This is a genomic window from Micromonospora sp. NPDC049203 (assembly GCF_043197215.1).
GTDB lineage: Bacteria > Actinomycetota > Actinomycetes > Mycobacteriales > Micromonosporaceae > Micromonospora.
Window position 1 is genome coordinate 52,928 of sequence record NZ_JBICSV010000003.1, and the last position, 20,479, is coordinate 73,406.

At 74.0% G+C, this 20,479-nt stretch carries 25 protein-coding genes; 9 read left to right on the plus strand and 16 right to left on the minus strand.

The genetic code is table 11. The annotated features are described in order from the left end of the window. Nucleotide 1 precedes the first annotated feature (1 nt). The 12 genes from ACGFIA_RS09175 to ACGFIA_RS09230 are packed head-to-tail and all read right to left on the minus strand — an operon-like array spanning nt 2 to nt 8,961. Nucleotides 2-1,033 (minus strand): LysM peptidoglycan-binding domain-containing protein, encoded by a 1,032-nt coding sequence (locus ACGFIA_RS09175; protein ID WP_357385055.1) that lies wholly within the window; start codon nt 1,031-1,033, stop codon nt 2-4. A 14-nt stretch (nt 1,034-1,047) separates the two neighbouring features. Further along, nucleotides 1,048-1,479 (minus strand): hypothetical protein, encoded by a 432-nt coding sequence (locus tag ACGFIA_RS09180; protein WP_357385053.1) that lies wholly within the window; start codon nt 1,477-1,479, stop codon nt 1,048-1,050. Beyond that, nucleotides 1,476-1,949 (minus strand): TadE/TadG family type IV pilus assembly protein, encoded by a 474-nt coding sequence (locus tag ACGFIA_RS09185; protein WP_357385051.1) that lies wholly within the window; start codon nt 1,947-1,949, stop codon nt 1,476-1,478. Before ACGFIA_RS09185 ends, ACGFIA_RS09180 begins: the two co-directional genes overlap by 4 nt. Then, entirely contained in the window at nt 1,946-2,428 is a 483-nt protein-coding gene (locus ACGFIA_RS09190; protein ID WP_357385048.1) for a TadE/TadG family type IV pilus assembly protein, read from the minus strand. The genes ACGFIA_RS09185 and ACGFIA_RS09190 overlap by 4 nt, the downstream gene beginning before the upstream one ends. Then, nucleotides 2,428-2,637: a hypothetical protein gene (locus ACGFIA_RS09195; RefSeq protein ID WP_357385046.1), complete on the minus strand. Its 210-nt coding sequence runs from the start codon at nt 2,635-2,637 to the stop codon at nt 2,428-2,430. Before ACGFIA_RS09195 ends, ACGFIA_RS09190 begins: the two co-directional genes overlap by 1 nt. Nucleotides 2,638-2,662: 25 nt before the next feature. Then, on the minus strand, nt 2,663-3,508 hold the full coding sequence (locus ACGFIA_RS09200; protein WP_357385314.1) for a type II secretion system F family protein: 846 nt from the start codon (nt 3,506-3,508) through the stop codon (nt 2,663-2,665). Between the two features lie 17 nt (nt 3,509-3,525). After that, nucleotides 3,526-4,479: a type II secretion system F family protein gene (locus ACGFIA_RS09205; protein WP_393259375.1), complete on the minus strand. Its 954-nt coding sequence runs from the start codon at nt 4,477-4,479 to the stop codon at nt 3,526-3,528. After that, a complete protein-coding gene (locus ACGFIA_RS09210; protein ID WP_357478076.1) occupies nt 4,422-5,963 on the minus strand; it encodes a CpaF/VirB11 family protein in 1,542 nt (513 codons plus the stop codon). Before ACGFIA_RS09210 ends, ACGFIA_RS09205 begins: the two co-directional genes overlap by 58 nt. Then, a complete protein-coding gene (locus ACGFIA_RS09215) occupies nt 5,953-6,786 on the minus strand; it encodes a ParA family protein (protein ID WP_357385040.1) in 834 nt (277 codons plus the stop codon). The genes ACGFIA_RS09210 and ACGFIA_RS09215 overlap by 11 nt, the downstream gene beginning before the upstream one ends. Beyond that, the gene (locus tag ACGFIA_RS09220; RefSeq protein WP_357385038.1) at nt 6,786-7,451 is read right to left on the minus strand and encodes an SAF domain-containing protein; all 666 of its coding nucleotides are present in this window, start codon (nt 7,449-7,451) and stop codon (nt 6,786-6,788) included. The genes ACGFIA_RS09215 and ACGFIA_RS09220 overlap by 1 nt, the downstream gene beginning before the upstream one ends. Continuing rightward, on the minus strand, nt 7,448-8,401 hold the full coding sequence (locus ACGFIA_RS09225) for a hypothetical protein (protein WP_393259378.1): 954 nt from the start codon (nt 8,399-8,401) through the stop codon (nt 7,448-7,450). Before ACGFIA_RS09225 ends, ACGFIA_RS09220 begins: the two co-directional genes overlap by 4 nt. Continuing rightward, nucleotides 8,395-8,961 (minus strand): hypothetical protein, encoded by a 567-nt coding sequence (locus ACGFIA_RS09230; RefSeq protein WP_393259380.1) that lies wholly within the window; start codon nt 8,959-8,961, stop codon nt 8,395-8,397. The genes ACGFIA_RS09225 and ACGFIA_RS09230 overlap by 7 nt, the downstream gene beginning before the upstream one ends. Before the next feature lie 557 nt (nt 8,962-9,518). On the opposite strand from ACGFIA_RS09230, the gene ACGFIA_RS09235 reads away from it, so the two are divergent. Further along, nucleotides 9,519-10,280 (plus strand): prepilin peptidase, encoded by a 762-nt coding sequence (locus ACGFIA_RS09235; protein ID WP_393259382.1) that lies wholly within the window; start codon nt 9,519-9,521, stop codon nt 10,278-10,280. Between the two features lie 108 nt (nt 10,281-10,388). Then, entirely contained in the window at nt 10,389-12,764 is a 2,376-nt protein-coding gene (locus ACGFIA_RS09240) for a glycoside hydrolase family 65 protein (RefSeq protein ID WP_393259384.1), read from the plus strand. Here the strand turns inward: ACGFIA_RS09240 and ACGFIA_RS09245 are convergent. Further along, complete coding sequence (locus ACGFIA_RS09245) at nt 12,737-13,219, minus strand: hypothetical protein (protein WP_357385030.1); 483 nt, start codon at nt 13,217-13,219, stop codon at nt 12,737-12,739. The two genes, ACGFIA_RS09240 and ACGFIA_RS09245, sit on opposite strands and share 28 nt — an antisense overlap. A gap of 116 nt (nt 13,220-13,335) precedes the next feature. On the opposite strand from ACGFIA_RS09245, the gene ACGFIA_RS09250 reads away from it, so the two are divergent. Beyond that, the gene (locus tag ACGFIA_RS09250) at nt 13,336-14,109 is read left to right on the plus strand and encodes an SAM-dependent methyltransferase (protein WP_357500357.1); all 774 of its coding nucleotides are present in this window, start codon (nt 13,336-13,338) and stop codon (nt 14,107-14,109) included. Nucleotides 14,110-14,118: 9 nt separating this feature from the next. Here the strand turns inward: ACGFIA_RS09250 and ACGFIA_RS09255 are convergent, their stop codons facing one another. Together ACGFIA_RS09255 and ACGFIA_RS09260 are read right to left on the minus strand one after the other, a co-directional pair. Beyond that, nucleotides 14,119-14,412, minus strand: coding sequence for a hypothetical protein (locus ACGFIA_RS09255; RefSeq protein WP_393259386.1), 294 nt, complete (start codon nt 14,410-14,412; stop codon nt 14,119-14,121). A 26-nt stretch (nt 14,413-14,438) separates the two neighbouring features. Beyond that, nucleotides 14,439-15,320, minus strand: coding sequence for an RNA polymerase sigma-70 factor (locus tag ACGFIA_RS09260; protein ID WP_393259388.1), 882 nt, complete (start codon nt 15,318-15,320; stop codon nt 14,439-14,441). A 167-nt stretch (nt 15,321-15,487) separates the two neighbouring features. Here ACGFIA_RS09260 and ACGFIA_RS09265 point away from each other — a divergent pair, with 167 nt between their 5' ends. After that, nucleotides 15,488-15,973, plus strand: coding sequence for a carboxymuconolactone decarboxylase family protein (locus ACGFIA_RS09265; RefSeq protein WP_357500360.1), 486 nt, complete (start codon nt 15,488-15,490; stop codon nt 15,971-15,973). 9 nt (nt 15,974-15,982) lie between these two features. Here ACGFIA_RS09265 and ACGFIA_RS09270 read toward each other — a convergent pair whose 3' ends face one another. Next, nucleotides 15,983-17,074, minus strand: coding sequence for an epoxide hydrolase family protein (locus ACGFIA_RS09270; protein ID WP_357500362.1), 1,092 nt, complete (start codon nt 17,072-17,074; stop codon nt 15,983-15,985). 93 nt (nt 17,075-17,167) lie between these two features. On the opposite strand from ACGFIA_RS09270, the gene ACGFIA_RS09275 reads away from it, so the two are divergent. The 5 genes from ACGFIA_RS09275 (at nt 17,168) to ACGFIA_RS09295 (ending at nt 20,368) form a co-directional block, all read left to right on the plus strand. After that, the gene (locus ACGFIA_RS09275) at nt 17,168-17,629 is read left to right on the plus strand and encodes a MarR family transcriptional regulator (protein WP_357500363.1); all 462 of its coding nucleotides are present in this window, start codon (nt 17,168-17,170) and stop codon (nt 17,627-17,629) included. A 72-nt stretch (nt 17,630-17,701) separates the two neighbouring features. Beyond that, nucleotides 17,702-18,304 carry a helix-turn-helix domain-containing protein gene (locus ACGFIA_RS09280; protein WP_357500365.1) on the plus strand — a complete coding sequence of 201 codons (603 nt, stop codon included), beginning with the start codon at nt 17,702-17,704 and terminating at the stop codon, nt 18,302-18,304. Further along, entirely contained in the window at nt 18,304-18,675 is a 372-nt protein-coding gene (locus ACGFIA_RS09285; protein ID WP_357468339.1) for a hypothetical protein, read from the plus strand. The genes ACGFIA_RS09280 and ACGFIA_RS09285 overlap by 1 nt, the downstream gene beginning before the upstream one ends. Continuing rightward, a complete protein-coding gene (locus tag ACGFIA_RS09290) occupies nt 18,672-19,577 on the plus strand; it encodes an ATP-binding cassette domain-containing protein (protein ID WP_357500366.1) in 906 nt (301 codons plus the stop codon). The genes ACGFIA_RS09285 and ACGFIA_RS09290 overlap by 4 nt, the downstream gene beginning before the upstream one ends. Further along, the gene (locus ACGFIA_RS09295) at nt 19,574-20,368 is read left to right on the plus strand and encodes an ABC transporter permease (RefSeq protein WP_357500368.1); all 795 of its coding nucleotides are present in this window, start codon (nt 19,574-19,576) and stop codon (nt 20,366-20,368) included. Before ACGFIA_RS09290 ends, ACGFIA_RS09295 begins: the two co-directional genes overlap by 4 nt. Nucleotides 20,369-20,479: the final 111 nt, after the last annotated feature.

Sequence of the window (20,479 nt, forward strand, 5' to 3'; positions counted from 1 at the left end):
GTCAACCCCGCCGGTGCCGCCCGCTCGACAGCGCGCGGGCGGGCGCCGGCCGCTTGCGCAGCCCGAGCAGCGCGCCTATCTGCGCGCCCACGATGCTCGCCACGGCCAGCACCGCGGAGATGGCGAGCGGCCGGTTGATGCCCTCCTCGGCCGTGGCCCGGGACGCTCCCGCCGACATGGCCGGCGGCTGACCCACGGGTGCCTCCACGGTGGGCGTCGCGTCCCGCGGCGTGGGCTTGGGCTTCGCCTTCGGAGTGGTCGACGAGGCGCCGCCCCCACCCGGCTTCGCCGGCGCCGTCTCGGCCGGTTTGGTGACCACGATCCGTCCGGCGGCGTGCCGCCGGGCACCCGAGTCCGTCGCGTCCTCCGGCAACGTGATGAGCTGACCCGGGCGGATCCGGTCCGGGTCGGTGAGCCGGTTCAGCCGGGCCAGTTCCCGGTAGCGGTCGAAGTCGTCCAGATAGCGATCCGCCACCTCGCCCAGGTAGTCGCCCTTCGCCACCCGGTACACGGCCGGATCCCCGGCCTTCGACGCGGCCGGGGCTGGTCCTGCGGCACCTGGCGCTGCGACGGCCGGCGAGGTGACTGCGGAAGCGGCGACGGCCGGGGCGACGACCGCCGGGGCGGTGAGCGCGGCGGCACTCGCCGCGGCCGGGCTCGCGGCCAGGATCAACGCGACCGAACCCACGAGCGCGGCGGCCGCCTTCTGCTGGCGACCCATGCCCGGGAGCTTCGGCGCCGGTCGGTGTACCACCGCCGCACACAGTTCCACCAGCACGGAGAACGCGAACGTCGCCCAGCCGAACCAGCCCACCACCGCAAGCGCCCGCAGGAACAGCTGACCATCGTCGCGGCTGGTCAACGCCGTACCGATCTCGGTCAGCGTGGGCAGATGGTCCGGCAGCGGGTTGCCGGCGAACGCCAGCAACGCGATCGGGCCCCCGGCCAGCACACCGACGAGCACGACGAGGGCGCCGAGCCCGGTGAGGACCTGGCCGGCGCGGCGGACGGGGGAGCGTCGGAGTGCACCCATGGCGGCCTTCCTTCCTACGGTGGTCCGGTGAGCGCCCGGGCGGTGGCCTCACCGGTGACGGTGGCGGTCTTCGACGCGCCGAACAGGCCGAGCAGATCCCGGCGGTAGACGATCCGCACGTGGACCTGGATCTGGGTCTCGGCGCCGACCACGGGAAAGTCGACCTCGTGGTCGTGGACGCCGCCCGCGGCGTCGAGGTAGTCGGCCACGGCCGCGCGGGCGGCGACCTGGTCGATCCGTTTCGGGCCACCCTCGATGGCGCGGGCCCGGTCGATCATCTGGCCGCCGCTGCGGGCCGCCTCGGCGGCCAGGTTGTCCGCGCGTTGCAGGGCGCGTAGCTGCCCGGCGCCGTCGTAGGCGAGGCTGATGACGGCGAGCACACCCGTCATCGCCACGGCCAGGAACAGGCTCACCCGGCCGCTCTCCGCGCCGTGCCGCCCGGTCATCCGCGACTCCGGTACGTGTCCAGCGGCGAGGTGAAGCTCGCCGAGACGGTCTTGCCGCCGGGCACACCGGGCAGGCCGGGGGCGCTCAGGTCGTCGAAGGAGACGGTGCAGGTCACCGTGACCGTCACTGTCGCCGGCACGCCGGCGGCGCTCTCGTACGCGGCGGCGAAGCTCGTCGTCTTGCCGGCCACCGAGCCGGCCAGCTCCAGTTGCGGCGGACCGGCGCAGTTGAGCGCGGCCCAGCCGAGTTGGTCCCGGGCCGCCACCTCGGCGGCCTCCTCACCGTCGTCGGCGTTGCGGGCGAGCGAGGCGGCCCGGGCGGCGTCGTGGGCGGCCGACTCGACCGCCTCGTCCGCGACGGCGGTGCGCCCGGCCACTCCGGCCAGCACCATCAGCCCGATGAAGGCGGGGGCGAGCACCGCCACCTCGATCGAGACGGAACCGCGCTCGCGTCGCCGCCCGGCGCTCATCCGGTGGTCCACCGTTCGGCCGGGCCGCGCGCGGTCTGCGTGACCTCGAACGAGACGCCCGGGACGACGGACAGGGACCGCCCCCGCACCGTGCAGGTGACAGCGGTCTCGGTCTCCTCGCAGGTCGGTCCGGTCTTCTCCCAGCCGACGAGCCAGTCCCCGGAGCGTTTCAGGAAGCTGGTCGCCCGTTCCCGGCCGGCGTCCGGCCCGGCGTCGATGGTGCGCTGGGCGTTCACCCCGGTCTGGGCTGCGTTGAGCGCTGTGGACCGGGCGACGAACCAGACCGCGACCTGGATCGAGCCGAACAGCAGCACCAGGATCACCGGCATCACCACCGCCAGTTCGACCGGGTTGGCACCCCGCTCGCCCTCGGCCAGGCGGGTACGCAGGGCAGCGGCGATCCGCCCCGGACCGGGCGGGCCGGGGGGCCGGCCGGCGGACGCCGGCCGGCTCCGGACCGTACGGGCGGGGCGGGGCATCACTCCGCGCCCGGCTCGACGTGGTCCGGGATGGCGTCCATCCAGTCGTTGGCCTTGGCCAGGGCGACAGCGGTGACCGCCATGGCGACCGCGACCAGGCCGAAGATGATGACGGCGGTCGGCACCGGGCTGTCGCCCCGCTCGCCGTCCCGTCGCAGCTCGGCGAGGCGGCTTCGGGTTGCCACATACAGGTAGGTCAAGAGGTACATGGTCGTCTCCTTCGCGGGATGGGGTTCACAGACGGGCGAGGAACGGATAGATGGCGAAGCCGAGCAGGACGAACACCAGCAGCGAGCCGGGGATGTCCAACTTGCTGGTCACCCCCTCGGCGCGGGCCAGGTTGTCGGTGCGGATCTGGTCGCGCAGCGAGTCGGCACGGGACCGCAACGTCTCGTGCACCTGGGCGCCCTCGCTGCCGGAGGAGCGCATGATGGCGCCCACGTCGCCCAGCTCCGGGATGCCGATCCGCTCGGCCAGCTCCTGCAACTCGTCCCACGGCGAGTGCATCTGGAGCTGGGCGAGCCGCAGCGCCTCCCGGATCCGGTCGAAGACCCAGCCGTCGCAGACCGCCGCCGCGCGCTCCAGCGACTGCACCGGGCCGTGCGCGGCGGAGAGCTGCAACGCCACCAGGTCGAGGTAGGTGCAGACCGCCTGCCGGAACTCGTCCCGGGCGGCGTCCGCCTTGACCAGCACCGAGCGGTGCGCGAGCAGGGCGGCCACGAGCGCCAGGCCCAGGCTGGCCAGCACCGGTACGGCCATCGGCAGCGCCACCCCGCCGACGAAGAGCACTGCCGAGGCGACCGCCGGGGTGGCGAATCCGACGAGCGCGGAGAGCAGGACGGACAGCGCGTACTGCTCGGGGGTGCGGTCGAGCAGGGCCAGTTGCCGGTGCGGCGGGCGCAGCCAGCGGGCGAACCCGCCGAGCCAGTCCGGCCCGGCACCGGCGGCCGGGGCCTGGCCGGGCGGCTGGTGCAGCCGGCGCAGCGCCGGGCCGAGCGCCGGAGTGGCGGGCAGCGCCTCGCGTACCACCAGGAACAGCCCGAGCCCGATCGCACACCCGCCGACCACCGCGACGGCCATCTGCCAGTTGAGTGCGCTCACGCGATCGCCTCCTCCAGGTCGGGCGCCGGCAGGAAGCGCGCCGGCCGGGGCGGCTGGCTCATCGAGCGCACCCAGACCAGCAGGCCGACGAACGCGGCACCGAGGACCGCCATCACGAGCTGGCCGGTCACCGTGCCGTAGGGACGGATGTAGTCGCTGTTCACCAGCCCGTACGCGAGCGTCGCCAGCGTCATGCCGGTGAGGAAGCGGACCGCGAACCGGGGCTGGGTGCGCTTCGCCTCGACCTCGCGCCGGGTCGTCACCTCGGCCGAGGCGGCGGTGGCGATCGACCCGAGCACGTCGCCGAGGCGCTCCCCCCGATCGGTGAGGTGCAGGATCAGCGCGGCCACCACCTGGTCGGCGACCGGGTCGGCGATCTCGTCGGCGAAGGCGAGCAGCGCGGAGCGGGCCAGCCAGCCGGCCTGGAGGCGGGCGGCGAGCGTGCGTACCTCCTCCTGGATCTCCTCCGGCGCGGTGGCGATGGTGCCGATGATCGCCTGCTGGAGGCCCTGACCGGTGGCGGAGATGTCCTTGAGTCGCCGGGTCCACTCGCCTACGGCTTCGACCCGCGCGATGGCCCGCTGCTCGGCCCGGCCGACGGCGAACAGCCACGGCACGCCCGGCACCGCGAGCGCCACCAGCAGGCCGACCACCGGCAGCCCGGTGAGCAGGAACGCCAACGCCCCGGCCACCACTGCGGCGCCGAGCAGGAACTGGTAGCGGCGCTGGTCGGCGCGGCTCGCGCCGGACCCGGTCCAGAGCCGGCTCAGGCCCGGCCGGGCGCCCGGTGCCGGGCCCGGTGGACGGCGGGTGCCGACCAGTGCCACCACGGTCAGCACCAGCCCGGCCACGCACGCGGCACCGGAGACCAGGGCGATCAGTTCGATCTGTGTCACGCCCGGCCCCCGTTCGGCCGCGCGCCGAGGCGGGTGTGCCGGGGCCGCCGCCACGCGCCCACGCCGGCCTCGACGAACCGGGTGAGCAGGCGGGCGTCGTAGCCGACGCGCAGCAGCTGGTCGCGGATGCGTTCGGGCAGGTGGCGGGGGACCGCGCGGCCGTCCGGCCCGGGACCGAAGACGGTCGTCGTGGTGATCCGGTTGCCCTCGCCGACGCCGATGACCTCCTCGACGTGTGAGACGAACCGGTACTTACGCCCGCCGATGGCGGTCTCGTCCTCGACCGTGACGTAGACGATCAGGTCGAGCGCGTTGCCCGCCATGCGGCGGGCCTGGTCGACTGTCATCTCCCGGCCGTGCGACAGCGCCAGCTCGATGATGCGTTCGCTCACCCCCGAGGGGGTACGCGCGTGGATGGTGCACATCGACCCGCGGCTGGTGGTCATCGCCTGGAGCATCGGCACGATCTCCCGGGACCGCACCTCGCCGACGATGATCCGCAGCACGCCCATGCGCAGCGACACCGGGATCAGGTCGGCGATGCTCACCTCACCCGCCGGCCGCCCGTCCGCGCCGCGCTCGCCGTGCCCCTCCCGGGACTCGAAGCTCATCACCGCCCGGTGCTTGTGCCCGCGCCGGGCGGGCAGCAGTTCCCGGCTCTCCTCCAGCAGCACGTACGGCTCGTCGGCCGGGATCTCGTCCATCAGCGCACGGATGATCGTGGTCTTCCCGGCCCCGGCGAGCCCGGCGACCATGATGTTCAGCCCGGCGCGCATGGACGCGCGGAGGAAGTCGCGCAGCAGCGGATCGATCATCTCGTCCAGGTCCGGCCGGGCGCCCGTGATGTCCTCCAGGCTGACTTCGAGCGTGTTGTGCTTGCGGATCACCGCGTACGGGCGGTGGCTGACCAGGAACACGGCGGCGAGCCGGCTGCCGTCCGGTAGTTGCAGGTCGAGCGTGGGCTTCGAGGTGGACAGGGACCGCTCGGTGGCACCCGCGCGGCGGGCCGCCGCCTGGAGGATCTCCACCAGCTCGTCGTCGGTCTCGGCGATCGGCTCGGCCCAGTCGACGCCGCCGCCGTGCCGGGTGACGCGTACCTGGTCGCAGCCGAGGATGTGCACCTCCTCGATGCTGTCGTCGACGAGCAGCGTCTGGAGCCGGCCCAGCCCGACGAGTTCGGCGGTCACCTGGTCGAGCAGCAGCCGTTCCTCGTCCGCGGCCATCGGCGTGCCGGACCGGCGTACCGAGTCGGCGTACGCGGAGACCACGGCGACCGCCAGCCGGGCGCGCTCGACCTCCTCGGCGTCGGCGTCGAACTCGCGTCCGCGCTGCCAGTGGGTGAGCCGTTCGCTCAGTTCCCGGCGCAGTTCGCGGACCACGGCGAAGTCGACCCGGGGGCGCGGCGGTGGCGCCGGCGCCGCGGCCGGTGCCGGACCGGGGACGTGGTGCCGGCCGTTCGGCGGGGCGAGCGGCGGGACCGTGGAGAGGACGCCCGGCTGCTGTCCGCGTGGGTCGTGGGAGACCGGCTCAAACCGCACCGGGCACCCCCGGCGCACTCGACGCGGTCACCGCGCGCGGTGAGGTCGCCCCGGGCCAGGCGAGCCGGGCCCGCCGCCGGTCCAGCAGCGCCCGGACGGGCACCTCAAGGGCGCCGGCCGCGCGCATCAGCGGCCGGTTCGCCCGTACGGTGCCGCCGTGGCCGAGCACCTCGGCGGTACGCGGGTCGTGCGGCAGGCGGGCGATCACCGGTAGCCGCAGCACCTTGCTGATCTCGCTGGTGCCGTGCCCGTCGCCGACCACAAGCAGCCGCAGCGTGCCGGGCGGTACGCGGTGCTCGGTGAGGTCCCGCTCGATCGCGCGGGCGGTGGCCTGGGTGGCGGAGAGGTCGGGCAGGTGCGCGCGGGTGACCAGCAGCACCACCGCGGCGGCCCGCAGCAGCGGCCACGGTGGACCGCCGACCGCCAGCCGGCCGCAGTCGACGAGCACGTCGTACGGCGGTTCGCCCCGTTCCAGCCCGACGAAGTAGTCGGCGAAGCGCTGCCAGAGCGGGATGACGCTGCCGGCCTGGGCCGGGTCCACCACGCCCGGCAGCAGCAGCCGCTCGCGGCGCGGCGCGTCCAGGTCGACCAGCTGGGACCAGAACGCGCGCTCCAGGCTGCCGTCGCGCAGCTCGCCCACGGCGAGTTCGCCGATGCCGCGCGGGCCGTCCAGCGCCCCGCCGAGGTAACCGGCGAGGATCGAGCCGCCCGCCGGGTCGCACTCGGCCAGCACGAGCCGCCGGTGCCAGCTCAGCGCGGCGGCGAGTGCCGCCGTGGTGACGCCCGGCGAGCCCTTCGCCGAGACCAGGGCGATGATCGCCATCAGGCCGCCTCGGTGAGGACGAGCGCGATCCGGTCGTCGGCGGCGAGCGCCACGACCGCCGGCACGTCCCGTACGGTCAGCGCCAGGTAGACCACCACGTCGCCGCTCTGCGGCGTGACGCTGTCGATCACCGTGCCCTCGAACCGGGTCCCGCCGCCGCGCGCGGCGTCGGTGCTGTTGGTGCTTCTGCTCGGCGTGCTGACCAGCAGGACCTTGTCGCCGGGGTGCAGCTTGCGGGCCGGCACCTGCTTGGGTTTGAGCCCCAGCGCGATCTGCTGCTGACCGGGGCCGAGCAGCGGGGCCTCGGTGAGCTGCGCCGCCGTGAGCAGCGTGCCCGGGGTGAGCCGGACGGCCGCCCGCAGTCCCAGCACCTCGTCCATCCGGTCGGCGGGTACGGGCCGGAGTTCGCGGCCGCCGGAGACGCGTACCGGCACCAGGTCGTCGGCGGTCAGTTGCCGTCCCACGTCGACCGGCCGGGCCACGGCCAGGTACGTGCCGGTGGAGCGGACCGACGTGACGGCGAACGCCGCGCCCAGCCCGCCGAGGGCGATCAGCAGGACCGCCAGGCCGAGCAGGCCGGGCCGGACGCGTCGTTGCCGGACCACCTTCGGCGGGGCGACCGGCGCCTCCACCGGGGATCCGTTACGGGCTGCCACCACACTCATCGGGTCACCACCTGAAGCTCGTTGATCTGTACCGGGATGACGCCGCTGGACCGGCTCTGGGCGATCACGCCGCTCTCCCCGCCGCCGGACCACTCGACGGTCCAGAACGTGGTGGCGCTGACCCGGTAGGTGCCCGCCTTCGGATAGCCCTGGTCGAGGCCGCAGTCGGGTGAGGCGGAGCCGGCGTTCGGCCCGTCGGCCCGGTACGGCGTGCCCGGCCCGTGGCAGGTGACGTCGATGTCGTCGGACATGTGCCAGACGATCCGGTCCACCCTGGCGGTGATCTCCACGGTCAGCCCCCGGTCGGAGGCGGAGGCGGACAGCGGCCCGAAGTACGAGGCACCCGGGCTGGCCCACATCCAGACCGGCAGCCCGACCAGGCCCGGTCCCTGGCTGCGCCGGGGCGCGACCGAGGCGCGTGGCGGGAGCAGCGAGATCGACGCCAGCGCGCGGCGGGCCAGTTCCTCCGGGTCCGGCGGCGTGCCGTAGCCGGGCGGCGGGGCGTCCAGGAGTGCCTGGCGCATGCTGCCCGTGTCGCCGCCGTTGCAGGTCAGTTGGTACCACTGCTTGCCGGGAGGCGCCTCGTCCTGCGGCTCGGCGAGCTTGTAGTAGCAGCCGTCGGCGTTGTTGAACCAGCCGAGCGCCTCGTTGTAGCAGGGGATGGCGCGGCCGTTCCACTGGCACTTCGCGGTGCCGCCGCCGTTGCCGCCCCCGCCGCCGTTGTCCCCGCCGCCACCGGGGCCACCCGGCCCGCCCGGGGTGCCGGGGTCGTCGTCCCAGACGTCGCAGTCGGTCTGCTCCGGCGGGCACGAACCGCCCGGGTCGGCGGCGCGCACGGGTGCGCCGGTGAGCGTCAGCAACGCGGCCAGGCCGGCGGCGAGCAGCAGCCGGCGGGACGTCCCGGCCCGGGTCGGCCGGGCCGGGACACCCCTTCCTCCCCAGGTCAACACGGCTGGTCCTGGTGTGCGCTGCCGCCGTTGATCAGCCACCGGCCGTCCGGGAAGCGGACCGCCGTGGCGGTGGCCAGGTAGCGCCCGCCGCGGGTGCCCGGTACGGCCTTGCGGTCCTTGGCGTAGACGAGCCGGTAGCCGCTCGAGTCCAGGCAGTCCTGGATCTCGACGGTGGGTGGGCGGGCGGCCAGGTCGACCGAGACGACCTCGGGGTCGGAGAGCAGTTTCCCGGTACGCATCGCGCCGTGCTCCTTCGCGTCGAGAATCGCCATTCGCACCCGGGTCAGCAGCGGGTCAGCCAGAAATCGGGTCAGAGCGGGATGGGACGGATCGCTGCGCGCACTGGCCGCCCGGGACGCGTCGAGATAGCCGGAATATGCGGTCAGAGCCGCTTTTCCGGCCGCGTTCTCCTCGGCGCTGGAATGGGTGGCGGGGGCGGCGGCACGGCCGGCCAGGGGCCCGGTGGCCGCCTCCGGCTCGGTGCCGCAGCCGGCCGAACCGACCGTCAGCGTGAGGCTGAGCAGGAAGATTTTCCATCGGCGGGAGTGCCGTGTGCGCAACGCCGATCCTCCTCGGTGCCGGCCCGGGGCGATCACGCCGACCTGCTCCGGGCATGCGGAAGCGCGCCCGGAACTGTCACTCCGGGCCCCCGTCGCCACCACTGGTATTTACCTGTACTGATCACTGCGGATTCGGTGCCTGGTGCCTACGACGCCAATTGATCGGGGGTTGCGTCGTACCCAAGGGGCGAGCATAGGCTCACGTCCGCCGATGCAACAGAGGTAATTCACGTGAACACGGTGAGTGAAGACGGGAGGTGGTGGTCGGTGTGTGTCACCACGATGACGAGTGGGCTCCGGCGGGGCTTCGAGCCGGATGGCGTGTGCTCGCCCGTACACGCCGCGGCGGTGGTGACGAGCCGCCGGTATGGGTGGGGAGGGTGCCGCTCGTCCGATCCGTCCCGCCGATCCGCCCGGCGCCTGCCCCGGCTCGGCGCGGTCTCCGGCGCGTCGCGTCAGGTGCACGTGTGGCGTGCAACCGTCACATCGCAAGATGAACCAGAATCACTCTGCGTACTCGGTGATGGAACGCACGGCGATCGAACGGGAGGGCCGGCATGACGGCGGAGCGGGTGCGGCGTACCGGATCGGTGGTCGACGCCGGGCTCCCGGCCGCCCTCGCCGTCGTACCCCTGCTCCGGCTGGCGGTGGCGCGCTACGCCGTACCGCAGGGGTGTCCGGACCGGACGGCGTGCGACGGCTGCGGCGCCCCGATCGGCCTGGCCCGGCCGCTGCCGGCGCTCGGGCCCGCCGCCCGCTGCCCCGGCTGCCGGGCCCGGGTCGGCGCGCCGCCCGCGGTGGTGGAGGTGGCGCTGCTGTTCGCGGTGGCGGTGCCGCTGTTCGCCGGCGGTGCGCCCGCCGCGCGGCTGGCGCTGGCGTGGTGGCTGGTCTGGGCGGTGCCGATGACGATCGTGGACGCGATGGCGCACCGCCTGCCCGACCGGCTCACCTGGCCGTCCGCCGCAGGCGTGTGGGCACTGCTCGGGGTGGCCGCGCTGACCGGTCCGGGAGCGGGCCCGTGGGGACGCGCCGTCCTGGCCGGTCTGGCGCTGGCCGGCGGCTTCGCCGCGACCACGCTGCTGTTCGGGCGGCGCGGCTTCGGCCTCGGCGACGCCAAGCTGGCGCTCGGCGCGGGCGCGCTGCTCGGCTGGTACGGCTGGCCGGCGCTGGTGACCGGGCTGGTGTTCGCGCTCGCCCTGGCCGGGCTGGCCGGGGTGGTGCTGCTCGCCGCCCGGCGGGTCCGCTGGTCCGGGCACCTGCCGTTCGGGCCGTTCCTGGTGCTCGGCACCGCCGCCGCGATGGTGCTCGTCACCGTGTGATCGGCCACCCGCGGGTGCGGGCGGGTTCGCCACGGGTATCGGAGTCCCAGCCACCTCCCAGCCGGGTCTGGTTCGGTGGCGGTCCAGGCTTCGGACTCGGGAGGGCACGTGTCGCACGGCGACGACGGTTGGCGGATCCGGCGCACGAGCGCGGACCTGGACCGGCTGGGTGAGACCGAGTCCGTCTTCGCGCTCGCGAACGGCTGGGTGGGCTGGCGCGGGACCCTCGACGAGGGCGAGCCCTGCGGCATGCCCGGCAGCTACCTCAACGGGTTCCACGAGCAGCACGAGCTGAGCTATCCGGAGAGCGGGTACGCGTTCCCGGAACTCAGCGACACCGTGATCAGCGCGCCGAACGCCGCACTGATCCGGCTCTGGGTCGACGACGAGCCGCTGGACCTGGGCACCGGCACGATCCGGCGGCACCACCAGGAGCTGGACCTGCGTGCCGGGGTGGTGCGCCGGGAGACCGAGTGGGTCTCGCCGGGCGGCCGGGGCGTGCGGATCCGCAGCACCCGCCTGGTCTCGCTGACCCGCCGCCCGGTCGCCGCGCTCGACTGGACGGCGGAGCCGCTGGACGGGCCGGTCCGGCTGCGGGCCGGCGCCGACCTGCTCGCCAACCAGCGGGTGCCGGAACGCGCCGACGACCCCCGGGCCGCCTCCGTGATCCACGATCCGCTCACCGGCGAACTCCGCCGCGAAGACGGTCTCGACGGCGTGCTCGTGCACCGGACCGGGCGCAGCGGCCAGGGGGTCGCCGTCGCCGTCGCGCACCGGATCGAGGCGCCCGGCGAGGTCGCCACCGGCACCGAGCTGACCGCCGACCGGTTCCGGCTGGCGCTCACCGGCCCGGTACGCCCCGGCGAGCGCATCCGGGTCACCCGGTTCGCCGCGTACGAGTGCGCCGACGTCGACGGCACCCCGGCCGGTGAGCTGGCCGACCTGGTCGTCGCGGAGGCGGGCGCGGCCCGGGACGACGGATTCGACGCCCTGCTCGCCGAGCAGCGCGCCGCGCTCGACGCGGCGTGGGCCACCGCCGACGTGGAACTGGACGGCGACCCGGAGCTGCAACTCGCGGTGCGGTTCTCGGTGTTCCACCTGCTCCAGTCCGGCCGCGCCGACGGCGACCGGACCATCCCGGCCAAGGGGCTGACCGGCAACGGCTACGACGGGCACGTGCTCTGGGACACCGAGGGCTACGTGCTGCCGGTGCTGACGTACCTGGCGCCGGAACTGGCCCGCTCGGCGCTGCGCTGGCGGCACGCCCACCTGCCGGAGGCCCGCGAGCGCGCGGCCGAGCTGCGCCTGACCGGCGCCACCTACCCGTGGCGGACGCTCAGCGGCCGGGAGTGCTCCGGCTACTGGCCGGCCGGCAGCGCGGGTCTGCACGTCAACGCGGACATCGCCGACGCGGTGCTGCGGTACGTCTCGGCCACCGGCGACACCGCCTTCCTCGCCGAGTGCGGTGCCGAGGTGCTGATCGAGACCGCCCGGCTGTGGCACGGATACGGCCACTTCGACGACGGCGGCGCGTTCCACCTGACCGGCGTCACCGGCCCGGACGAGTACTCCGCGCTGGTCGACGACAACGTCTTCACCAACCTGATGGCCCGGCGCAACCTGCGCGGCGCGGCCGACACGGCGGAGGACTGCCCCGAGGTGGCCGCGCGGCTCGGTGTCGACGCCGCCGAGGTGACCGCCTGGCGGGCCGCCGCCGACGCCATGTTCGTCCCGTACGACGGCAAGCGCGGCGTGCACGAGCAGTCGGCCGGTTTCACCGCGCAGCCGGAGTGGGACTTCGCCGGCACCGGCGAGGACGACTACCCGCTGCTGCTGCACTTCCCCTACCTGGAGCTGTACCGCAAGCAGGTGGTCAAGCAGGCCGACCTGGTGCTGGCCATGCTGCGCTGCCCGGGGGAGTTCACGGCCGAGGAGAAGACGCGCAACGTCGCCTACTACGAGGCGCGGACCGTCCGGGACTCGTCGCTGTCGGCGTCCGCGCAGGCGATCCTCGCCGCCGAGGTCGGGCATCTCGACCTGGCGTACGACCTGTTCGCCGAGACGGCGTTGCAGGACCTCGCGGACCTCGGCGACAAGACCGCCGACGGGCTGCACCTGGCGTCGCTGGCCGGCGCGTGGCTGGTGGTGGCGCAGGGCTTCGGCGGGCTGCGCGACGACCGGGGCGTGCTCTCCTTCGAGCCGCGGCTACCAGGGCCGATCAGCCGGCTCGCGTTCCACCTGCGCCGGCACGGGCAGCGGCTGCGGGTCACGCTCACCGAGCGGGAGGCCCGCTACGAGCTGCCGGACGCCGGGCCGGGCGACGCGGTGGAGCTGTGGCACCACGGCGAACAGCTCCGGGTCACCGGCGACGGGCCGGTCACCCGGCCGATGCCGCCGGTGCCCGACCCCGGCCCCGAGCCGCAGGCCCCGCCCGGCCGCCGTCCGGAACGGCGCGCTCAGGAGGCGGCCGGCGGCGACGACTGAGGTGGCAGGCCGGACATCCGGGCGACGACCTCTTCCAGCGCCTCGAACGCGTACGCCCAGTTGTGGCACTTGAAGCTGCGCAGCCCGGTGATCGGGGTGCGGCAGTCGGCACAGTGGACTCCGGGGATCGCGTCCGGCACCTCGGTGTTCACGTACTTGCGGTCGCCGAGGATCACCCGCGCGATCATCGTGTGGTCGTGCACGCCGTGCAGCGCGGACGCGACGATGTCGTACCAGGTGACCCGCCGGCCGCACTTCGGGCAGTCCGGGTCGTCGCCGCTGACCCACAGCGGTGCGCCGATGCTGCGCGCCGGCATGTTCAGCAGCTTCTCCAGCCGCCGTACGTCCGCCTCCGGGGTGGTCCACCGGTGCCGCCCGGGCAGCGACGCGGGCGAGTCGTAGACGGCGCGGAACACCGCCGGCTCGACCTCCACTGTCTCCCGTCCACCTGTCATCGGTACCTCCTCGCGACGGTGTATTCCCACCGTCGTACCAGGTGGGGGGCGGGATCAACCGGATCACCGACACGACGGGTCAGCGGTGTGTCGCGCAGAGTGCTAGACATCGAGGCGTGACGGAGGCTGAGAACCGACCCAATGTCGCCCGGATGTACGACTACTACCTCGGCGGCTGCCACAACTTCGCCGCCGACCGCGCCGCCGCCGAGGAGATCCTGAAGATCTTCCCGGACACCGGCGTCGCCGCGCAGAGCAACCGCGCGTTCCTGCGCCGGGTCGTGCGCTGGGCCGCCGAGCAGGGCGTACGCCAGTTCCTCGACATCGGCGCCGGCCTGCCCACCCAGGGCAACGTGCACGAGGTGGTCCGCACGGTCCGTCCCGACGCCCGGGTGGTCTACGTCGACCACGACGAGGTCGCCGTCGCGTACGCCCGGCGGTTGCTGCCTGCCGACGGCCGCACTGTCGTGCTCCAGGGCGACCTGCGGCGTCCCGGCGAGCTGCTGGCCGACCCGACGCTGCGGGCCGCCATCGACCTGTCCGAGCCGGTGGCGGTGTTGCTGCTCGCGGTGCTGCACTTCGTGCCCGACGCCGACGACCCGTACGCGGCGGTGGCGACGCTGCGCGACGCGACAGTCCCGGGCAGCGTGCTCGCGCTGTCCCACCTCACCCTGGACGGCCTGCCGACGCTGCCCACCGAGCAGGGCACGGCGGTCTACCGCCGCAGCAGTTCCCCGCTCGTGCCCCGCACCCGCGACGAGGTGGCCCGCTTCCTCGACGGCTACGAGTTGGTCGAGCCGGGCCTGGTCAAGGTGGCGGACTGGCGGCCCGACGGGGAACCGCAGGCGGCGGTGTCGCACGGCTACGGCGGGGTCGGCCTCCGCCGCTGAGCCGTGCGGTCAGCTCAGGCCGCCGTGCGCGCCCCAGAGCGCGGCGGCCCGGTCGGCCGCCGCCGCCACCAGCGCGGCCAGCTCGGGCCGGTCGGGCACCCGGAACGAGACGTACGCGCCCCGGCCGCCGGCGGTGGGCCGGCCGTACGCCTTCGCGGCCAGGCGCCCGTCCGGCAGCAGCCTGATGTTGAGCGTGGTCAGCGCGAACTCCTCGCCGCGCCGGGTGTCGGTCCAGCGCAGCTCCTCCGGCACCGTCACGTTGACGGCGAGGGCGCTGACGTCGGGGGAGGGGGCGCTGCTCATCGCCCGATCGTCGCACGATCGCGGGCCTACCGGCGCAGTGTGGTTTCCCGGGTCATGTGGGACAGCTTCTCCGGGTTGCGCACCGCGTAGAGGCCGCTGATGCGGCCGTCGTCGAGGCGTACCGCGACGACGGTGTCCAGCTCACCGTCGAGGCGTACCAGCAGCGCCGGGTAGCCGTTCACCTGCGCCGGTTCCATCGATGCCACGGCCGCGACCCGGCGCCAGCCGCCCGCGAGCAGGCGGGCCACCATGTCGCCGCCGCTGATCGGCCGAACGATCGCCTGCTTGATCCCGCCGCCGTCGCCCACCAGCACCGCGTCGTCGGCCAGGACGCGGAGCAGCCCGTCCAGGTCGCCGGTCTCGACCGCCCGCCGGAACGCGTCGAGCGCGTCGCGGGCCTCGGCCGCCGAGACGGTACGCCGGGGGCGGCGTGCCGCGACGTGGACCCGCGCCCGGTGCGCGATCTGCCGCACCGTGGCCGGGTTCCGTTCGACGGTCTCGGCGATCTCGTCGTAGCCGACGTCGAACACCTCGCGCAGCACGAACACGGCCCGCTCGGTCGGCGTCAGTGTCTCCAGCACCAGCAGCATCGCCATCGACACGCTCTCGGCCAGCGCCACGTCGTCCGCCACGTCGGGCGCGGTGAGCAGCGGTTCGGGCAGCCACGACCCGACGTACGACTCCTTGCGCCGCCCGAGCGTGCGCAGCCGGGACAGCGCCTGCCGGGTGGTGATGCGCACCAGGTACGCGCGCCGGTCCCGGACCGCGCCGAGGTCGACCCCGGCCCACCGCAGCCAGGTCTCCTGCACCACGTCCTCCGCGTCGGCGGCCGAGCCGAGCATCTCGTACGCGACGGTGAAGAGCAGGTTCCGGTGCGCGAGGAAGTCCTCGGTGGCCGGGTCCGCCATGACTGACTCCTTCGCCGCTCGGTTGCGTCGCCCACCAGACGCCGGCCGCCGTCCCCCTGTGACATCGGGTCGCTGTGGCGGTCCTCACCCGCCGTCGCCGTCACGCCGGACGGGCCTCCGGCATCTCGTGTTCGTCCCACACCCAACCCAGCAGAGAGGGCGCCACCATGCAGACCCGATTCAACCTGTTCGACAACCCGGTCTCGGCGACGTTCATGAAGCGCTTCGCCGGCGCGGGCCTGGTGGTCCACCAGTCGTCGCTGCCCCGTACCGTCCAGGAGCTGGTGTCGCTGCGGGCCAGCCAGATCAACGGCTGCGGCTGGTGCATCGACATGCACACCAAGGAGGCGGTGGCCGGGGGCGAGAGTGCGGTCCGGCTGAACCTTGTCGCCGCCTGGCGTGAGGCGACGGTCTTCACCGAGGCCGAGTGCGCCGCGCTGGCGTTCGCCGAGGAGGGCACCCGGCTCGCCGACGCCCACCAGGGGGTGTCGGACGAGACGTGGGAGCGGGTGCGCAAGCACTACGACGACGACCAGATCGCCGCGCTCGTGTGCCTGCTCGGGCTGATCAACGCGGCGAACCGGTTCGCGGTGCTCGTGCACCAGCGCGGCGGCTCGTACGAGCCGGGGATGTTCGCGGCGGCCCTGAGCTGAGCGCGGCCGTCACCGCAGGTTCCAGAAGAACGACCGGACGTCGTCGACGAACAGCTCCGGCACCTCCAGGGCGGCGAAGTGACCGCCCCTGTCGAACTCGCTCCACTGCCGGATCGTGTACGTCAGCTCGGCGATCGGGCGTACCGGCCGGGTGATGTCGTGCGCGAACACGGCCACCCCGAGCGGGGGCGGGCAGGGTGCGGGCGGGCCACCGAACGCGCTCTCCCGCACCAGCCGCGCGGACGAGGCGGCGGTGCCGGTGAGCCAGTAGACCGAGACGTCGGTGAGGATGCGATCCACGCTGACGGCCGACCCCGGGTCGGTCCACTCGGTGAACTTCTCGGCGATCCACGCGAGCTGCCCGGCGGGTGAGTCGTGCAGCGCGTACGACACGGTCTGCGGACGGCTGGCGTAGAGCACCTGGTGGGGGTGCCGCTGCGTCTTGAGCCGCATGATCCGGGCCAGCCGGTCCCGGTCCTCGCCGGACAGTCCGGCCTCGCCGGTCCAGCCTGGTGGCGGGGGCGTGGGCAGGTAGTTGAGGTGGACGCCGACGACGTGCTCCGCGTCGATGCCGCCGAGCCGGGTGGAGATGACCGAACCCCAGTCACCGCCCTGTGCGCCGTACCGCCGGTAGCCGAGCCGGCGCATCAGCTCGGCCCAGGCGCGGGCGACGCGGTCGACGTCCCAGCCGCGTTCCCGGGTCGGCCCGGAGAAGCCGAACCCGGGGATCGACGGTACGACCAGGTGGAACTGCTCGGACAGCGGGCCGAGCACGTCGAGGAACTCCACGACCGAGCCGGGCCAGCCGTGCGTGAGGAGCAGCGGCAGCGCGTCCGGGGCGGTGGAGCGTACGTGCAGGAAGTGGATGTTCTGCCCGTCGATGGTGGTGGTGAACTGCGGGTACCGGTTCAGCTCGGCCTCGGCCGCCCGCCAGTCGTACGCGGTGCGCCAGTGCTCGGCAAGCTCCCGTACCCGGTCCAGCGGGATGCCGTAGTCCCACCCGGCGTCTGGTAGCTCGTCGGGCCAGCGGGTGCGGGCGAGGCGGTCGGCCAGGTCGTCGAGGTCGGCCTGGGGGACGTGGACGCGAAACGGCTCGATCACGGCTTCCGCCTTTCGTTGGTGACACTAACGTTGGTATGACAAACGGTAACGTAGATCATTGGGGGCGCCAACGGTTTCGGATAGGCTGGGCGCGTGGAGAACCCGGAGCCGGACCTCGTGCCGACACGCCTGGCCGGCCTGCCGAGCTGGCTGATCACCCAGACCGCCGTACGCGCCGGCCGGCTGGTCGCCGACGGCCTCGCGGCTGCCGACGCCCGGGGCTACCACTTCCGGCTGCTCGCCACGCTCGACGAGTTCGGGCCGGCCAGCCAGGCAGCGCTCGGCCGGCGCAGCGGCATCCATGTCAGCGACGTGGTGGCGGCGCTGAACGAACTCGCCGAGCGCGAGTTCGTCACCCGCAGCCCGGACCCGGCCGACCGGCGGCGCAACGTCGTCACCGTCACCGCAGCCGGGCGGCGGCAGCTGCGGCGGCTGGAGAAGCGACTCGCCGCCGTGCAGGACGAGCTGCTCGCGCCGCTGTCGCCGGACGAGCGGGCGGACCTGACCCGGCTGCTGGCGCGGGTGCTCGCCCACCACACCCGTCCGTCCGCCTGACGGCTGCCTTCCGGCACCGTCCTCTTTCGCCGGTCTACCATTATCGTTCTCGATAGTGATAACGTCTGCGGTGTGACGACGTCGATGGAGCGGTGGGCGGAGATCGCGCTGCACCCGGTGCGGATCCGGATCCTGCGCGCGGTCGCCGGTGCCCGGGTGACCACGCACGACCTGGTCGAGCTGCTGCCCGACGTCCCCCAGGCCACCCTCTACCGCCACCTGGCGACGCTCGTGAAGACCGGGATGCTCGACGTGGTGCAGGAGCGCAAGGTCCGCGGGGCCGTCGAGCGGGTGTACGCGCTGCCCGCGCACGGCGCGGCACTGGACCCCGCGGCCCTGGCGACGGCGACGCCGGAGGACCACGCGCGCTACTTCACCGCGTTCGTGTCGAGTCTGCTGTCGGAGTTCTCCCGCTACCTCGCCCGGGAGTCCGTCGACTTCGTCGCCGACGGCGTCGGATACCAGCAGCTCGTCCTGCACCTGACCGACGCCGAGCTGCACGAGTTCGCGGCCGGGCTCAACGCGCTGGTCGGCCCGTTCCTCACCAGAGGCCCCGGCGACGGACGGATCCCCCGGCTGCTCGCGACGGTCCTGATGCCCGCCGATCGCCCGGCGACCCCCGGCGACACACCCACGTCAGCGCACGACTCCGACACGACGAAGGGCGACGACTGATGGCCTCGACAACGCTTGACGGCGACGTGATCGACATCCGGTTCACCGGATGGGAACGACTGTGGGTCGGGCGGGAACGATTCACGCTGCGCCTGGCTGCCGTGCGGCACGCCGCCCCGGTGGACGAGCCGATCCGGCTGGCCCGCGGCGCCCGGCGCGGGTACACCGTCTCCGGCTTCGCCAAGGTCGGTGTCTGGGGCATCTTCGGCGGTCCCCGGCAGCTCGTGGCAGCCCGGCGCGGTCAGCCCGGGCTGCACCTGGTGCTGGACCGCGCGGCGGCCGGCGGGGAGTTCGACGAGGTGGTCGTCTCCGATCCGGCCGCCGGGCACCTCGCCGAGGCGATCGGGCGTGCGACGAGGGGCCGGCCATGACCGGCGACCGACTGGCGATCGAGGCGTCGGGCCTGACCAAGCGCTACGGCGACGTCACCGCCGTCCGCGACCTGACCTTCACCGTACGACCCGGCGCGGTCACCGGTTTCCTCGGCCCGAACGGCGCCGGCAAGACCACCACGATGCGCATGCTGACCGGACTGGTGACGCCGACCAGCGGCACCGCCACGATCGGCGGGCAGCCGTACGGCCGGCTGGCCCAGCCGTCGCGGACCGTCGGCGCGGTGTTCGACGGCAACGCGTTCCACCCCGGCCACACCGCCCGTGACCACCTGGGTGTCTACGCGGCGATGGCCGGCTGCCCGGACAGTCGCGTCGTGGAACTGCTGGATCTGCTGGGCCTCTTGCCGGCCGCCGACCGTCGTACCCGGGAGTTCTCCACCGGCATGCGCCAACGTCTCAGCCTCGCCACGGCGCTGCTCGGCGACCCCCGCGTCCTGCTGCTCGACGAACCGTCGAACGGCCTGGACCCGGAAGGCATGTCGTGGCTGCGCGGCCTGCTACGCCGGCTCGCCGACGAGGGCCGCACCGTGCTGGTCTCCAGCCACGTCCTGCACGAGGTCCAGCAGGTGGTGGACGACGTGGTGGTGATCCGGCGCGGTGAACTCGTCGCCGCCGGGCCGTGGTCGAGGCTCACCGGCCCGCCGACGGTGCTCGTCACCTCGCCGGACGCCACCGACCTGGCCGCCGCCCTGACGGCGGGCGCCGGGTCCGTCGAACCGGCCGGGCCCGGCCGACTGCGGGTACGCGGACTGGACGCGCCGCGCGTCGCCGACCTCGCCGCGGACCACCGGCTGCGGATCCACGAGCTGGTCACCGAGACCACAAGCCTCGAACAGCTCTTCCTCGACCTGACCACCGACACGGCGGAGGCCCGATGAACCTGGTCAGAGCGGAACTTCGCCGGGTGCTGGCCACCCACATGTGTACCGGGCTGCTGCTCGCCGCCCTCGCGCTCGGCGGCGGCCTGGTCGGGCTCATGGCGCTCGCCGGACCGGAGAACTTCGACCCGCCGATGCCCGGCCTGCACACCGAGGAGGGCCTGCGGTCCATCCTCGGCCTCCTCGGTTTCACCGCCTTCGTGCCGGCCGCGGCCGGGGCCCTCGCGGCGACGTCCGAGTACCGGCACGGCACCGCCGCCGTCACGTTCATGTTCGCGCCGCGCCGAGGGCGGGTGCTCGCCGCCAAACTCGCCACCCACGCGATCGTCGGCCTCGGCTACGGGGTCGCCCTGGCCGGCTCCGCCGCGGTGGCCCTGTTCACCGTCGCCGCCGCGCGTGGCGTGTCGCTGGGCCTGCCCGCTCCCACAGTGCTGGCGCTGCTCGCCCGCATCGGCGTCGCGATGGGGGTGTACCTCCTTGTCGGCACCGGCGTGGGCGCGCTGCTCCGCAACCAGGTCGCTGCCGTGTGCGTCGTGGTCGGCTACCTGTACCTGGCCGAGCCCGTACTGATGATGATCCCCGGCGTCAACGCGCTCTACCCGCTCCTGCCCGGCGGCGCCACCGCCGCCCTCACCGACTTCACCTACGTCGCCGACGCGATGTCCGCGCAGCTCGGCAGCGACGCCGTCGCGCTCCTGCCACCGGCGACCGGTGCGTTGTTGTTGACCGGGTACGCGCTCGCCGCCGCCGCGGTCGCCGTGGTCGTCCCGATGCGCCGCGACATCACCTGAGCGTCGCCATTTCGTCGCCGTCCGGCGTATCAGGGCTGGCGCCGGCCGAAGACGATTCGTACTCTGGTCATCCGACGTCGGGGGTCGACGGTGGGGGAGGGTCGACGCTGC